Consider the following 14,337-nt stretch of genomic DNA (forward strand, 5'->3'; position numbering starts at 1 on the left):
GGTGGGACCAGCCTGGTGGACGTGCTGGACCGCCTGATGGACAGGGGGTTGCGCTTCGACACATCCGCCCTGGAGGCCCTGGGTCGCGCCACTCCCCGGGAGGGAGAGTCGCGCATCGTGGTGGCATTTTCGGAGGTTCGCACCGCAGACTCGCAGGAGCGCGGCCGTTCACCGCGTCCCTCTTCACCCGGAGCGTAAGGTCGTGGCGTCCCCAGCCCCGCTGCCCCCCGCCGAAGCCGACCCCGGGGCGCGCCTCGTGCTCGCCGAGCACCTGCTTGCCTGCGAATCCGCCGTCGCCTGTGCGCGAGCGGTCGTGGAGTGGCTCGCGCGCAGGCATGGCGCGCCGGCCGCCTGTATCGGGCCAGGGGATGGCGCGGGTGCCTCCGCGTGTCTGGCCAGCGAGGCGCTGTCGGGCGCGCAGCAGGCCGCGCTGGCCCGGGCGTGGGATGCGCCGGGCTCGTCGCTGGCGGCCTTCCGCCACCGGCCCGGGGCGCGGTGGCTGGCGGCGGACGCGGTGGAGGGCGCGGTGATTCCGGGCGGGTTCCTGGCGGTGCCGCTGGGGCGCTCCGGGGCGCCCGCGGCCGCGCTGCTGGTGGTGGGGCTGCCCGGCCCGGCCGTGCCGGAGGACGTGGCGTGGGTGGCGTCTTGCGCGGGGCCGCTCCTGGCCCGGCAGCTGGCGTCGGACGCGCGGGCGCCGCGCCGGCCGGAGCCGGACCGGCTGCTGAAGCGGGTCATCAACGCGGTGTCGGATCCAGTGCTGCTCACGGACACGGAGGGCACGCTGTTGTTCGCCAACGCCCGCGCGGAGGCCCTGCTGGTGGCGGGTCCGGACGCGGGCCCTGGCCGCACGCGCGCGGTGGAGCTCAACCAGCGGCTGTTCCGGGAGACGCTCGCGCAAGGGGGCACCTCCGTGCACCGGCACGAGGTGCCGCTGGTGGATCCGCTGGAGGGCATGGACCTGCTCTTCGAGCTGGTCACCACGCCGGTGCTGGCGCCGGACGGCCCGTCCGTGGTGGTGAGCGTGCTCAGGAACCTCACCGACCTGGGCCGCGCCACGCAGGCCCTGGGAGAGAGCTACCGGCGGCTGCGCGCCACGGAGCGCGAGGCCCGCAGCGAGCGCCACCGCCTGGACCGGGTGCTGGATTCAGTAGCGGACCCCATCATCCTGACCGACCCCGCGGGCGGCATGGTGATGATGAACGACCCGGCCGAGCGCCTCTTCGCGTGGCCCCACGAGCACGGCGCCACGGGCGGGAGCGCGCCGGACGAAGCCACCCTGCGCCGGGTGCGCGCCAACGACGCCCTCTTCGCGTCCTTCCTGGCGAACCTGCTGGGGCCGGAGAACGCGGGCGTGTCGCGCTGGAAGAGCCAGCTGACCCTGGACGACCCGTCCACCGCCGCGCCCGTGCCCATGGAGGCCATGGCCAACAAGGTGCTGGGCGACGGGGGCGAGCTGACGGGCATCGTCACCGTCTTCCACGACCGCACGGAGGTGCTGGAGCGGGCGCGGCTCCTGGAGCGCGTGAAGGAGGTCTCCAGCGAACTGGAGGCGCGCGTGCAGTCCGCCACCGCGGAGCTGGCGGAGCAGAACGAGAAGCTGCGCCGGCAGGCCATCCAGCTGGAGCAGGCGAGCGCGGCCAAGTCGCAGTTCCTGGCCAACATGTCGCATGAGTTCCGCACGCCGCTCAACGCCATCCTCGGCTACACGAACATGCTGTTGCAGGGCGTGTCCGGGGAGATGACGCCGCCGCAGCGCCGCAACCTCACGCGCATCGACTCCAACGGGCGGCACCTGTTGGAGGTCATCAATGAAATCCTGGACATCACCCGCATCGAGGCGGGGCGGATGCCCCTGCACCTGTCGGACTTCGGCATCCCGGAGCTGTTGCAGGAGGTGATGGCGGAGATGGACCCCATCATCGCGCGCAGCAAGCTGACGGTGGAGACGCAGCTGGCCGAGGACCTGCCGGGCGTGTGGAGCGACCGACAGAAGGTGAAGCAGATCGTCCTCAACCTGTTGTCCAACGCGCTGAAGTTCACGCACGAGGGCGGCGTTCACGTGACGGCGGGGTATCAGAACGCCACCGGCACCGTGGCCATCTCGGTGAAGGACACGGGCATCGGAATCGACGAGTCGAACCAGGAGAAGATCTTCGAGGACTTTCAGCAGGTGGACAGCTCCCCGACGCGGGCCTATGGGGGAACGGGCCTGGGTCTGTCCATCTGCCGGCGCCTGGCCGCGATGCTGGGGGGACGCGTCTCCCTCCAGAGCGCTCCGGGCCAGGGCTCGACCTTCACCCTGCACTTTCCCAGACGTGCGAGACGGACATGACGAACACCCCGGAAAAACAAAAGCCGCTCGTGCTGGTGGTGGACGACTACCAGGATGCCCGGGAGATGTACGCGGAGTACCTGGAGTTCTCCGGCTTCCGCGTGGCGGAGGCGAAGAACGGTCAGGAGGCGTTGGACAAGGCCTTCGAGCTGGTGCCGGACGTCATCCTGATGGACCTGTCCCTGCCGGTGATGGACGGCTGGGAGGCGACGCGCCGGCTGAAGGGCGACGCGCGCACGAAGGCCATCCCGGTGGTGGCGCTCACGGGGCATGCCCTGAAGGGCCACTCGGAGGACGCGAACGAGGCCGGGTGTGACGCGTACGTCACCAAGCCGTGCCTGCCGGACGCGCTGGTGGACCAGGTGAAGAAGATGATTGCCCGGCGCGAGGCTGCGGCCGCGCGCTGAAAGAAGCCGTCACGTCAGGGAGGGGGCACGTCATGACGACGAAGACCCAGGCGGAGTCCTCGCGCGAGGGGCCGGCGCACTACCTCTACGGCGTCGTGCGCGAGGACGGCGGATGGACGCTGGAGCTCGCGGGGCTGGGCGAGTCCCCGGTGCGCCTGGTGCGCGAGGGCGGGCTCGCGGCGCTGGTGTCCGAGGTGACGGGCCCCCGGGTGGTGCCCACGCGGGCGCACCTGTTGACACACCAGCGCGTCACCGAAGCGGTGGTGCGCGAGCACACGCTGGTGCCGGTGGCCTTCGGGACGGTGTTGCCGTCGGAGGCTCGCGTGCGGGAGCTGCTGCGCGTGGCGCGGGCGCCGCTGAGCCGGGCCCTGTCGGAGCTGGAGGGACGGGTGGAGCTGGGGCTGAAGGTGTACTGCCACGGCGACGCGCTGACCCGCAGGTTGATGGACGCGCGGCCGGAGCTGGCGCGCGGCCCGGCCGAACTGGAAGAGGACCACGAGTCGCGGCTGGAGGCGGCGCTGCGCGACCGCACCTCCAAGGACCTGGACGGGCTGAGGGCGGGCCTGCGGCCGCTGGCGGAAGCCACGCACGAGGCGCCGCCGCTGGGTGAGCGGATGATGTTCAACGCGGCGTACCTGGTGGACCGCACGCGGGTGGCCGCGTTCGAGGCGCGGGTGCTGTCGCTGGTGGCGCGGCTGGACGCGTACACGTTCCGGTTCACGGGGCCGTGGCCGGCGTACAGCTTCGTGGACGTGCGGCTGGACGTGGAGCTCAGCGCGGCGAGGTGAGCTTCACGGCGTCCTCGGCCAGGAGCTCCAGGCCGCCGCCCATGCGGGCCCAGCCGGGGGTGAACTCCGTGCGCGCGTACCACGAGCCGTCCGGCGTCTTCGCCATGGAGAGCTCGCCCACGGCCTTGCCGCCGCGCTGGTACTCCACGCGGAAGGCGGGCGTGGGAGCGGGGCCTGGAGGGGCTTCGCCCCGGCCCAGGAGCTCCACGGGGGTGAGGCGCCACAGGCGGTCATGCCAGTTGCGGGCGAAGTCGTCCGGAGTGCCGGGGGCATTCTCGGGCGACAGCTGCACGGCGCCCGGGGGCTTGCCGCTGGCGGCGAAGGCGCGGGACGTGGTGCCGGTGGTGATGACGACGCGGTCGAAGCCGTCCACGTCGAAGGTGTGCAGGCGCCGGTCCACGAGCCGGCTGGCCGCGGCCTCCAGGTCCGTCAGCAGCGCGGGGCCCAGCAGGAAGACGTGCCCGTCGGAGGTGCGCTGGAGGTAGGGAGGGCCCCAGCCCGAGGCAGGCGTGGCGACGCGGAACGTGCGAGGCGTTCCATCGAGCGTGAGCGTCAGGCCGCGCTCCGTTTTCGCGAGGCCGATTTCATCCAGCTTCTTGTCGTCCAGAACGCCCAGGTCCCGCTGCGCGCGCAGCGGAGCCAGGCGGGAGAACAGCTTCAGCGCCACGTCGTTGCCGCGCAGCTCGCGGGGCGGAGGCACGGGGGTGGGGCTCGCGGGTGTCCCCGCGTCGGTATCCGTGGTGACGATGGAACCCCCATCCGCCACGCCGCCATCCGTCGCTCCAGCCCCGGCTCCCGGCTTCACGGGCTTGCTGCCCAGGCGGACCCAGAGGGTGTCGCGGTCCTGGGGGTCGCGCAGCAGCTCCACGAAGCGCGTCTCCTCGTCGTACCGGATGCGGTCGAGCGAGCTCGCCTGCCCCTCCTCCACCGTCACCTCGCCCGGCGCGCGCGAGGGCTCGCGCTGCCACACGAAGAACGCGGCCACCAGGGCCACCCCCGCCAGCACGCCCTGCACCGCCACGTCGCGCGCCTTCATCGCGCACCTCCCGCCACCGCGGTGCTCCGGGGCGCTCGACGCCCGCGCCGCCGCGTCACGAAGAAGCCCACCGCCAGCACCGCCACCGGCATGCCGAAGACCGTCGCGTAGAACCACACGACGTCCTGCGAGCGCGTGTGCTGCAACGGCACGTCCTCCTCGCTCTCCGTCACGCCGGACAGCGCCTCCTCACCGGAGAGCCAGCGCAGCGTGTCCACCGCGAGATACGCATTGCCCACGTTGCCCAGGATGCCGTCCCCCAGCGCGTCCGCGTCCGCCATCACCACCGCGCGCGACGCGGGCTTCCCCTCCCCCGCTGACTTCTCCACCGCCACCACCAGCGGCCACGCCTTCGTGACGTCTCCCGGCTCCCGCTCGAAGTCGCCGTTGCGGTCCGCGAACGTCTCGCCGTGCGCGCGCACGCTCGTGTCCAGCAGCACGCCCGGCACCGGCGGCGTCAGCGGCTCCAGCGCCGTCGCGCCCAGGAACGCCACCGCGCCCTGCGAACCCAGCGCGGACAGCGACGTCACCGACGGATGCGAGGAGAAGCTCGCCGTGCCCAGGTTGCCCCGGTCGCTCTGCTGCCGCGTGGTGCGGAAGAACACCCGGTCGTTCGCCAGCGGGATGCGCAGCGACTTGAGCCCCATGGACTGAAGCAGCGGTTCCAGTGCCGCGCCATCCGGCTCCAAGGCAATCCACAGCCGCCCGCCCCGCTCCCAGTACTCGCGCAGCGCTGCGGTCTCCTCCGGAAGCAGCTCACGCGTGGGCCCCACCACCGCCACCATCGCCGCGTCGCCCGGCACCGCCGAACCCAATCCCTCCGCCACCGTGAGCGTGCGCACGTCCACGTTCTGCGAGCGCAGCAACTCCTTGAACTGCGCCACCGACGGCCGGGCCGCCTCCCCCGGCACGGGCCGCGTGTCCGCGCGCTCCCCATGGCCTCCCGTGAGGTAGACGATGCGACGGGGCTTCGCCACCGCCAGCATCCGCCGCTGCACCTCCGCGTCCAGCCGCTGGAGCTGTCCCCGTGCACGCTCCGGATCCAGGCCCAGGGAGAGGATCTCCTTGCGGTCCCCTCGCGCCAGCACCACGGAGCCGTTGCTGCTGACGCCCAGCGCCTTGCCACGCGCGGGCTCCACCGCCTGGTCCAGCGCCTCGACGCTCAGCTGCGGGCTCTCCGGCTCCAGGTCGCGGAAGTACTGCCGCACCGCCTCGCCGACCTCGTTCGCGGGAGGGAAGAAGAGCGTCACCTGCAGGGGCTCGTTGAGGCCGCGCACCAGCTTGCGCGTGGCCTCCCCCGGCTTCGCGGTCCGGAAGTACGACAGGTCCCACGTCGCGTCCGCCGCCGTGGCCACGTACGTCGCCGCGAACGCGAACACGACGACGAACGCCACGCCCAGGCCGGAGAACAGCGCGCTCTTCACCCGGCCCGTCTCCGGCACCGGCGCCCGAGCCATCGCCACGAGCGCGGCCTCCACCATCGCCAGCGGCACCAGCGCGCACAGGAGCAGCGCGGGGAACAGCACCGCCAGCACGCCCGACAGCTTCGGCGCGGAGCGGGACAGCGGCTCACCGAACAGCGCCGTCCCCACGCCCCCCTTCACGAAGTAGAGCACCAGCGCGGTCAGCCCCACGACGTACAGCGTGAGCACCCACCGCTCCAGCGCGCGCCGCTCCGGAGGCGCTGCAATCATCCGCACCGCGCGCCACGCCGTCGCGGCCACCACTCCGGCCGTGCCCAGCGCCGCCAGCGCCACGCGGCCGGAGCCCACGCCCAGCACGCGCTCCGCGAGGAACACGGCGACGAGCCCCGCGACGAACGCGCCCGTCGCGGCCAGCCCCGTCCCGAAAGCAGCCGGCGAGCTCATCGCCACCTCCGCGCTTCCAGCACCCGTGTGGCCGCGAACAGCGCCACGTAGGTGACGACCAGATAGTAGACGACGTCCCGCACGTGGATGAGCCCTGCCTGGAACGGAGGGAAGTGCTGGTTCCACAGCGACATGGCGCTGAAGACGTCCGACAGCGGCTGCTCGGTGATGCGCGCCAGCAGCCAGCACAGGATGAGCGCCACCAGCATCACCGCGGAGAAGATGGCCGCGAGCAGCTGGTTCTTCGCGAGCGCCGACCCGAACGTGCCCACCGCCAGCGAAGCACTCCCCAACAGGAGCAACCCCAGGTAGCCCGCCGCCACGTGCCCGAAGGACACCTTGCCGTTCACCAGCACCAGCAGCGGCATGTAGAGCGTGAGCAGCAGGTACAGCGCCAGGAACGCGAGCCCCGCCAGGAACTTGCCCAGCACGATGTCCCGGTCGCGCACCGGCGACGCGTACAGCAGCGGCAGCGTGCCCGTCTGGCGCTCCTCCGCGAGCAGCCGCATGGACACCAGGATGGCCGCCACGATGGTGAAGCCGCTGGAGTAGTAGAAGAAGCCGGACAGCACCTCCGCGGAGCGCTTGCTCGCGCCGCCCAGGGCATAGGCGTTGAAGAACAGCCCGTTCACCGCGAGGATGATGGCCAGGATGACGTAGCCGCTGAGCGTGCGCAGGTAGCCGGCCAGCTCGCGGCGCGCAATCAGGAGCGCCTTCACGCCTTCACCTCCTGCCCGTGCGTCAGGCGCAGGAACAGCGCCTCCAGCTGTCCCTCGTTCGCGTCCAATCGCAACAACTCCAGTCCCGCGCCCACCACCGCTCGCGCCACCTGGGGCCGCAAATCCGGCGCCGCCGCGATCTTCATGGAGAGCACGCCCCGCTCCCCTTCCCGCGTCTCCACCGCGCCAAAGCCCTGGAGCGCTTCGAGCGCCCGCGCCCGGTCGCCCCGCACCTCCAGCACGATGGACGGTCCGCCCAGGCTCCGCGACAGCTCCTCTTCACTGCCCTGCGCCAGCAGCGTGCCCTTGTGGATGATGAGCAGCCGGTCGCACGTCTGCGAAATCTCCGGGAGGATGTGGCTGGACACGAGCACCGTGTGCGCGCCCTTGAGCCCGCGGATGACATCGCGCATCTCCACGATTTGAAGCGGATCCAGTCCGCTGGTCGGCTCGTCGAGGATGAGCAGCGCGGGCTTGTGCACCAGCGCCTGCGCCAGCCCCACGCGCTGGCGGTAGCCGTGGCTCAGCGTGGAGATGACCTCGCCGTGCACGTCGCGCAGGCCGGTCTTCTCCTCGGCCTCGCCCACGTGGGACGCGGTGGCCTTCGCGGGCACGTCGCGCAGGCGGGCGACGTAGGCCAGGTACTCGCCCACCGTCATCTCCTCGTAGACGGGAGGCACGTCCGGCAGGTAGCCGATGCGCTGGCGCACCTCGTGGGACTGGCTCACCACGTCGTGCCCGTCGATGACGACGCGGCCCGAGGTGGGCAGCAGCACGCACCCGAGAATCTTGAGCGTCGTCGACTTGCCCGCGCCGTTGAGGCCCAGGAAGCCGATGACCTCGCCCTGGCCGATGGTGAAGGCCAGGTCCCGGATGGCCGCGTGCTCGCCGTAGAACTTCGTCAGCCCTTCGACCTGGATCATCAGGACTCCTCGAAGCGAGGGGAAGCGGCGCACTTCTGTCGCCCCGCCCGAGGAGTGTCAAGCACCGGCCTCACCCGTGGCGGTATTCCGCGCCGTCGGTGGTCCGGCCCAGGGTGAAGCGCAGCGCCTCCTCCAGGCCGGGCAGGAGGAAGGAGAAGCCGTTCGCCTGGGCGACGGTGGGCAGCGCGTGGGTGCTGGACAGCAGGGTCTCCTCGCCCATCTGACCGAACACGGTCTTCACCACGGCGGCGGGCAGCGGGAACACCGCCGGGCGGTGCAGCACCTTGCCCAGCACCTTCGCCAGCTCCCCCTGGCGCACGGCGTTGGGGGACACGGCGTTGACTGGGCCCTGGATGGACGGCGTGAAGATGGCGAACTGGATGAGCCCCAGCACGTCCTCCAGCGACACCCAGCTCATCCACTGGCGTCCGGAGGCCACGGGCCCGCCGCCGCCCGCCTGGGTCGCGAGCGCCAGCTTCGCGAGCGCCCCGCCCCGCGCGTCCAGCACCACGCCGATACGCAGGTGAACCACGCGGATGCCTGCGTCCTGCGCGGCCCTGGTGGACGCCTCCCACTGGCGCGTGACGTCCGCGAGGAAGCCGTCGCCGGAGGAGGACGTCTCGGTGATCTCCTCCTCGCCCCGGTTGCCGTAGTAGCCGACGGCGGACGCGCAGATGAGCACGCGCGGCTTGCGAGTGTTCCGGGCCAGCGTCTCACACAGGAGGCGGGTGCTCTCCGTGCGGCTCTTGAGGATCTCCCGCTTGCGCTCCTCGGTCCACCGGCCCTCGCCCACGTTGGAGCCGGACAGGTGCACCACGGCGTCCACGCCCTCCAGGCCCGCCGCGTCCACGGTGCCCTTGTCGGGCGCCCAGGCGATGTCACCTCGGGCGGGGTTCGCGCGGCCACGCACCAGCCGCTTCACGCGGTGGCCGCCGGTGGTGAGGAACGACGCCAGCGCCGAGCCCAGCATGCCGGACGCGCCGCCAATGGCCACGGTGAGCGGGCCCTGGGAGGCGAACCGGGCATGGCGGCGCAGGTCCGCGCGGGTGAGCGAGTGGCGGTACGCGAACATGCGCTCCAGCCGCTTGCGCGCGTAGCCCGCACCGAAGGTGTCCCCGAGCGTACCCACGGGCAGCTCGTACTGGATGGAGTCCTCCAGCAGGGAGGCCTGGGGCCCCGAGGGCTGCATGCGGTGGTCGTGGATCCACTTCGCGAAGGGGCCCTCGCGCTGGGTGTCCTGGAACGACGAGCCCTCCACGTACGCGGTGTGCTCGGCGACCATGGTTTGAGGGATGGGGCCCAGGTGGAGCTTCACGACGACGCGGGCGCCGGGGCGGATGCCGTCACCGGAGCGGTCGACGACCTCGGCGGTCTCCCAGGGGGGCGACAGGCGTTCGAAGGCCCCCTCGCGGGTGTGCCAGGTGAAGAGGTCGGCGGCGGGGACAGGCATCTGGCTGCGCGCATCGAAAACGTGCGACTTGCCCATGGTTTCTCCAGGGGAGACAGTGCGACCCGAGCATGCTTACTCCCGACCTCCTCGACCGTGCAGTCGAATTGCTGCGACGCGGCGGTGTCATCGCCCTGCCAACAGAGACGGTCTACGGACTGGCCGCCAACGCCGAGGACGAGCTGGCCGTGCGCCGCGTCTTCGCCATCAAGGGGCGTCCGGCGAACCACCCGCTCATCGTCCACATCCCGGATGAAGAGTACCTGCCCGAGTGGGCCCGTGAGGTACCGGACGAAGCCACGGCGCTGGCGAGGGCCTTCTGGCCAGGGCCGCTGACGCTGGTGCTGCGGCGGACGGCGAAGGCCACGGACGCGGTGACAGGAGGCCAGGACACGGTGGCGCTGCGAGTGCCCGGACACTCCGTGGCGATGGAGGTGCTGGAGCGGCTGGGCGGAGGCGTGGCGGCACCGAGCGCCAACCGCTTCGGAAAGGTGAGCCCGACGACCGCGGAGCACGTGCAGCGGGACCTGGGCAGCGACGTGGACCTGGTGCTGGACGGAGGTCCGGCCACGGTGGGCGTGGAGTCCACCATCGTGGACCTGTCCTCTGGAGCCCCCGCCATCCTCAGGCCCGGAGGACTGGCGACAGAGGACATCGAACGCGTGCTGGGGCGCGCGGTGCCGGTGCGCACGTCGACTACGGTGCGAGTATCGGGTTCGCTGGAGTCGCATTACGCGCCCAGGGCCGGAGTGGTGCTCGCTGAGCCGCATGAAGCGGTGCAGCGGGTGGAAGCGCTGCGTGCACAGGGATTGCGCGTAGGCGTGCTGGGCCCCGCGTCGCTGTCACTGCCTACAGATGTGCAGCGTTTCGACGTGCCGGCGGAACCCGCGCAGGCCGCGCGGGTCCTCTACGCACGGCTGCGTGAAGCCGACGAACAGGGCCACGACGTGCTCGTGGCCTGTCTGCCCGCCGCCAGCGGCCTGGGCATCGCCGTGCGGGACCGGCTGTCCCGCGCGGCGGCGCCCCGCGACAGCTGAGCTTCCAGACGTGTGGAGTGCATGAGAACGGGTGAGCAGATCGACGCGGAGCCGCACGTATGACCACCGATAGGAAGGCGCTCGACCCCAATGCAGGAGAGTTCCTGGTCTACGTTGGCGACGATGGAATGTCCCGGGTCCACGTGCGGCTCGAGGAAGGGACCGTCTGGCTGACCCAGAAGCAACTGGCCGAGCTGTACGGCAAGGATGTCCGGACCATCAACGAGCACCTTCAGAACATCCATGAGGAGGGAGAACTCGATCCCGGAGCAACCATCCGGAAATTCCGGATAGTTCAAACCGAGGGCTCCCGCGAGGTCGCGCGGCTCGTGGAACACTATTGCCTGCCAGCGATCCTCGCCGTCGGTTACCGCGTGCGATCCACCCAGGGGACGCGCTTCCGACAGTGGGCAACAGCCCGCCTGGACGAATTCCTCGTCAAGGGCTTCGTACTTGATGACGCCCGGCTCCAGTCCACGGCCCAGTTGGGCGAGGACTATTTCGACGAACTGCTCGAGCGCATCCGCGAGATCCGGGCCTCGGAGCGGCGCTTCTACCAGAAGGTCACAGACATCTACGCCCAGTGCAGCTTCGATTACGACTCACAGTCGGACCTCACCCAGACCTTCTATGCGACCGTGCAGAACAAGCTTCACTGGGCCATTCACGGACACACCGCCGCGGAACTGATCCGCGAGCGCGCCAACGCGGCACAGCCAAACATGGGGCTCGCGACCTGGAAGAACGCCCCCAAAGGCCCTATCCGAAGAGCCGACGTCACGGTCGCGAAGAATTACCTCCAGCAGCAGGAGCTTCAGGAGCTCAACCGCATCGTCACGATGTACCTGGACTACGCGGAGGACCAGGCACGGCGGCGGCGCCCGATGACCATGGCCGACTGGGTAGCGAAACTGGACGGCTTCCTGGAGTTCAACGAACGCGACGTCCTGTCGCATGCAGGGCGGGTCAGTCGCGAACTGGCCAGCTCGCATGCGGAGTCCGAGTTCGACCGCTACCGCGCGGAACAGCGACGGCTTGAGGCGAGCCAACCCACGTCTGACTTCGACCGCGCCGTAGAGCAGACGAAGCAGATTGAGGCAAAGGTCCGGGGACGGGGGAAGAAGAAGTCATGAGGCGAAGATGCACGCCATGACTCCTTCCTGGGGATGGCGGACGTAGAGCGCGTGCTGGGGCGTGCGGCGCCAGTGAGTACGTACGCCATGGAGCGAGTTCACGGGTCGCGAGTCTCGCACTGCGCGACCAGGGGGTGTAGTGCTTGTTGCCTGTCCACCCGCCAGTGGCCTGGGCATCGCCGTGCGGGACCGGCTGTCCAGCGCGGCGGCGCCCGCGAAGGCTAAACGAGACACGCACCAACCTTGTTCGTGGTCGACAGCCCTCAAAGCCCCTTGGTCATGCGCTGAAGCTCAAGTTCCTTTGTGCGTTGCCGGGCCGCTACGAGCTCCGCTGCATATCTCGCACTCTCATATTCGATAACCACGGCATCAATGCCTGGCGTTTTCACGCTCCTGAGTTTGACGTCGCTTTCGACCGTCGCCCACCGACTCAGCAGCACGAATCGTTTCGAGGCAGAGCGCGCTTGTCGTCGGGCTTCAGCCTCATCGTTTTCTGCCCTGACATCAATGCGCTGCTGCGCGTACTGTTCCTGGTGAACCCCGGTGAGTGATTCCGTGAGCTTCCCCAGCGCGTACACGGTATCTGCGGCAGAGCGATAGCTGCCAACCCGCCGTTGCGCTTCATCGGCCGTATCCCGATCGTGTACCGGGGTCCCGAACTTCCGATTGAGCAGCCGCCGGATCAGCAGATGTGCGTCCCGAACGTTGCCGGCATCTGGAAAGAAGACGTCGACCGCGACGAATCGGCCCTTCAGAAAGGCAAACGTCACAACTGCTGGCAGGTCCGCGATGGTGGACTTCCAGCGCATCGCATTCTCATTGAGCATCTTCCCATCCGGGAAGAGCTCTCGGACTTCTTCGACGCGCATGCCCCAACGGGCATCTTGAAAGCCCTCGGAACTCCGATAGGCGGCCCCCTGACTCCGCCAGTCCTCCATGGCCCCATGGCGCTTCTTCTCGATCAGCTCTTCGCGAGTGGTCACGCAGGCAGCGGTGAGGCACGCCATCAAGATGCAGCCAAGCACGCTCAGTCTCATGGAACCTCGAATCTCCAAGACGGCCCTTCAGACGCAAACCCCTCATGAAACGGGTGTCCCCACCGGGGTGGACTCTCGGGCAGAAGCAATCATAAAGCATGAAGGGCGCCGGGCTTGGATGCCCCAGGAGGACTTGCGGCGGAGGGCCCGGGTCGCCCAGTCTCTCTGTCCAGAGGGGGGACAGCGACATGGGCCTTGCTGCGGGGTAGTTATGGGTCGTCCTGACCATGGCGTCCGGTTCGCTGGAGTCCCACTACGCGCCCCGGGCCGGCGTGGTGCTCGCGGAACCGCACGAAGCGGTGCAGCGCGTGGAAGCGCTGCGTGCACAGGGATTGCGCGTAGGCGTGCTGGGCCCCGCGTCACTGTCATTGCCTTCCGACGTGCAGCGCTTCGACGTGCCGGGAGAACCCGCGCAGGCCGCACGAGTCCTCTACGCACGGCTGCGTGAAGCCGACGAACAGGGCCACGACGTGCTCGTGGCCTGTCTGCCCGCCGCGAGCGGGCTGGGCATCGCCGTGCGGGACCGGCTGTCCCGCGCGGCGGCGCCCCGCGACAGCTGTTCAGAGGTCCTTCACCAGCTCCTGACGCGCCTTGGACGTGTAGCGGCCGATGAGGCCCGCGCGCCTGGGCGAGTACTTCGCGCTCTCGTACTGGATGGCCATGAGGCCCCGGGTCGGCAGGGTCCACTGCGTCAGGTTCACGTGGGTCTCGTCGGTGGTCCACCGGTTGAGGACCTTGAACTGTCCCTGCCCCGCGAGCGCGCTCTCCAGGGCCTCCGCGGAGGCCGCCCCGTCCGCCTCCTGCAGCGGCGCCAGGTCCGCGGCGAAGCGCACGGGGACGTCTCCCCACTTCACCTGGCGCTTCACCTCACGGGCCGTCTTCGGCTCGCCGAACTTCCGGGTGAGCAGGTCCCGCATCAGCGACTGGAAGGTGCGCGGATCCGCCACGTCCTGGAAGAACACGTCCACCGCCGCCAGCCGGTTCTCCAGGAACCCCAGCGACACCTCCGCCGGCAGCTCCGCGATGGTCGTCTTCATCCGCAGCGTCCCATCCGGGGCCACGGTCGCCTCGGGCAGCGTGGCGCGGACCTCGTCCGGCGACATCCCCCAGTGCGCGCCCTGGAACCCCTCCGAGCTGCGGTAGGTCTTGTCCGCCGCATCGCGGATCGCCTGCCGCCGCTCCAGCGCGGACGGCTTGTCCGGAGTCGAAGTCGCACAGCCCGCCGCCAATCCCAGCACCCCCAACAACCCAAAAGCCCCAAGCTTCATTGCCTTGCTCCCATTGCAGTCACGAACATCCCCGCGCTTCACGACGCGCGGACATAGAGGAATACGGGGTGACTGCGGAAGCTGGGTCGCCGGATGCCCCAGGGGGGACTTGCGGCCAGGGGGCCCGGTCGCCCAGGCTTGGCCTTCGCAGAGGGGAGCGGACTGGAAGGGCCGACTCAGGCGGGCCGCGTCATCGCCCGTTCTCCCTTTTACAACCGCCGTCCGCTCCGCTATCCCGCGACGGTCACCCAGGAGTGTCCCCGTGAAGCGAAGTCTGTCCGGTCTGCTCGTCGCCCTCGCGTTCACCGCCTGCAAGCAGGAGGCGCCGGGCAAGCTGGAGCC

The 14,337-nt window shown here is 70.2% G+C and carries 13 protein-coding genes and 1 pseudogene; 7 read left to right on the forward strand and 7 right to left on the reverse strand.

Translation table 11 applies throughout. The features are described 5' to 3' along the window. From D7X55_RS44765 to D7X55_RS22655, 4 genes are all read left to right on the forward strand, one after another. Positions 1 to 198: hypothetical protein (locus D7X55_RS44765; RefSeq protein WP_121724153.1), on the forward strand; the 198-nt coding region annotated here is incomplete at its 5' end. A gap of 4 nt (positions 199 to 202) precedes the next feature. Then, entirely contained in the window at positions 203 to 2,332 is a 2,130-nt protein-coding gene (locus tag D7X55_RS22645) for an ATP-binding protein (protein ID WP_120550499.1), read from the forward strand. Then, entirely contained in the window at positions 2,329 to 2,739 is a 411-nt protein-coding gene (locus D7X55_RS22650; protein ID WP_120550500.1) for a response regulator, read from the forward strand. The genes D7X55_RS22645 and D7X55_RS22650 overlap by 4 nt, the downstream gene beginning before the upstream one ends. Before the next feature lie 32 nt (positions 2,740 to 2,771). Continuing rightward, positions 2,772 to 3,527 (forward strand): GvpL/GvpF family gas vesicle protein, encoded by a 756-nt coding sequence (locus tag D7X55_RS22655; protein ID WP_121724154.1) that lies wholly within the window; start codon positions 2,772 to 2,774, stop codon positions 3,525 to 3,527. Here D7X55_RS22655 and D7X55_RS22660 read toward each other — a convergent pair. The 5 genes from D7X55_RS22660 to D7X55_RS22680 all read right to left on the reverse strand — a co-directional run bounded on the left by D7X55_RS22660 (position 3,511) and on the right by D7X55_RS22680 (position 9,559). Next, positions 3,511 to 4,563: a hypothetical protein gene (locus D7X55_RS22660; RefSeq protein ID WP_121724155.1), complete on the reverse strand. Its 1,053-nt coding sequence runs from the start codon at positions 4,561 to 4,563 to the stop codon at positions 3,511 to 3,513. The genes D7X55_RS22655 and D7X55_RS22660 overlap by 17 nt on opposite strands. Continuing rightward, on the reverse strand, positions 4,560 to 6,431 hold the full coding sequence (locus tag D7X55_RS22665; protein ID WP_121724161.1) for a Gldg family protein: 1,872 nt from the start codon (positions 6,429 to 6,431) through the stop codon (positions 4,560 to 4,562). The genes D7X55_RS22660 and D7X55_RS22665 overlap by 4 nt, the downstream gene beginning before the upstream one ends. After that, the gene (locus D7X55_RS22670; protein WP_120550503.1) at positions 6,428 to 7,150 is read right to left on the reverse strand and encodes an ABC transporter permease; all 723 of its coding nucleotides are present in this window, start codon (positions 7,148 to 7,150) and stop codon (positions 6,428 to 6,430) included. The genes D7X55_RS22665 and D7X55_RS22670 overlap by 4 nt, the downstream gene beginning before the upstream one ends. After that, positions 7,147 to 8,073: an ABC transporter ATP-binding protein gene (locus D7X55_RS22675; protein ID WP_121724156.1), complete on the reverse strand. Its 927-nt coding sequence runs from the start codon at positions 8,071 to 8,073 to the stop codon at positions 7,147 to 7,149. The genes D7X55_RS22670 and D7X55_RS22675 overlap by 4 nt, the downstream gene beginning before the upstream one ends. A gap of 70 nt (positions 8,074 to 8,143) precedes the next feature. Next, the gene (locus tag D7X55_RS22680; protein WP_121724157.1) at positions 8,144 to 9,559 is read right to left on the reverse strand and encodes a TIGR01777 family oxidoreductase; all 1,416 of its coding nucleotides are present in this window, start codon (positions 9,557 to 9,559) and stop codon (positions 8,144 to 8,146) included. A gap of 32 nt (positions 9,560 to 9,591) precedes the next feature. Here D7X55_RS22680 and D7X55_RS22685 point away from each other — a divergent pair, with 32 nt between their 5' ends. Both D7X55_RS22685 and D7X55_RS22690 read left to right on the forward strand, forming a co-directional pair. Next, positions 9,592 to 10,557: an L-threonylcarbamoyladenylate synthase gene (locus D7X55_RS22685; RefSeq protein WP_121724158.1), complete on the forward strand. Its 966-nt coding sequence runs from the start codon at positions 9,592 to 9,594 to the stop codon at positions 10,555 to 10,557. A 59-nt stretch (positions 10,558 to 10,616) separates the two neighbouring features. After that, on the forward strand, positions 10,617 to 11,690 hold the full coding sequence (locus D7X55_RS22690) for a virulence RhuM family protein (protein ID WP_121724159.1): 1,074 nt from the start codon (positions 10,617 to 10,619) through the stop codon (positions 11,688 to 11,690). Between the two features lie 263 nt (positions 11,691 to 11,953). Here D7X55_RS22690 and D7X55_RS22695 read toward each other — a convergent pair whose 3' ends face one another. Continuing rightward, complete coding sequence (locus tag D7X55_RS22695) at positions 11,954 to 12,727, reverse strand: hypothetical protein (protein WP_121724160.1); 774 nt, start codon at positions 12,725 to 12,727, stop codon at positions 11,954 to 11,956. A gap of 233 nt (positions 12,728 to 12,960) precedes the next feature. Here D7X55_RS22695 and D7X55_RS22700 point away from each other — a divergent pair. Beyond that, a pseudogene (locus tag D7X55_RS22700) lies at positions 12,961 to 13,278 on the forward strand (Sua5 family C-terminal domain-containing protein); the annotation flags it as partial. A 9-nt stretch (positions 13,279 to 13,287) separates the two neighbouring features. Here D7X55_RS22700 and D7X55_RS22705 read toward each other — a convergent pair. After that, positions 13,288 to 13,995, reverse strand: a complete 708-nt coding sequence (locus D7X55_RS22705) for a hypothetical protein (RefSeq protein WP_147442848.1) — start codon at positions 13,993 to 13,995, stop codon at positions 13,288 to 13,290. Positions 13,996 to 14,337: the final 342 nt, after the last annotated feature.

This window comes from Corallococcus sp. AB049A, assembly GCF_003668885.1.
In the GTDB taxonomy this organism is placed as follows: Bacteria; Myxococcota; Myxococcia; order Myxococcales; family Myxococcaceae; genus Corallococcus; species Corallococcus interemptor.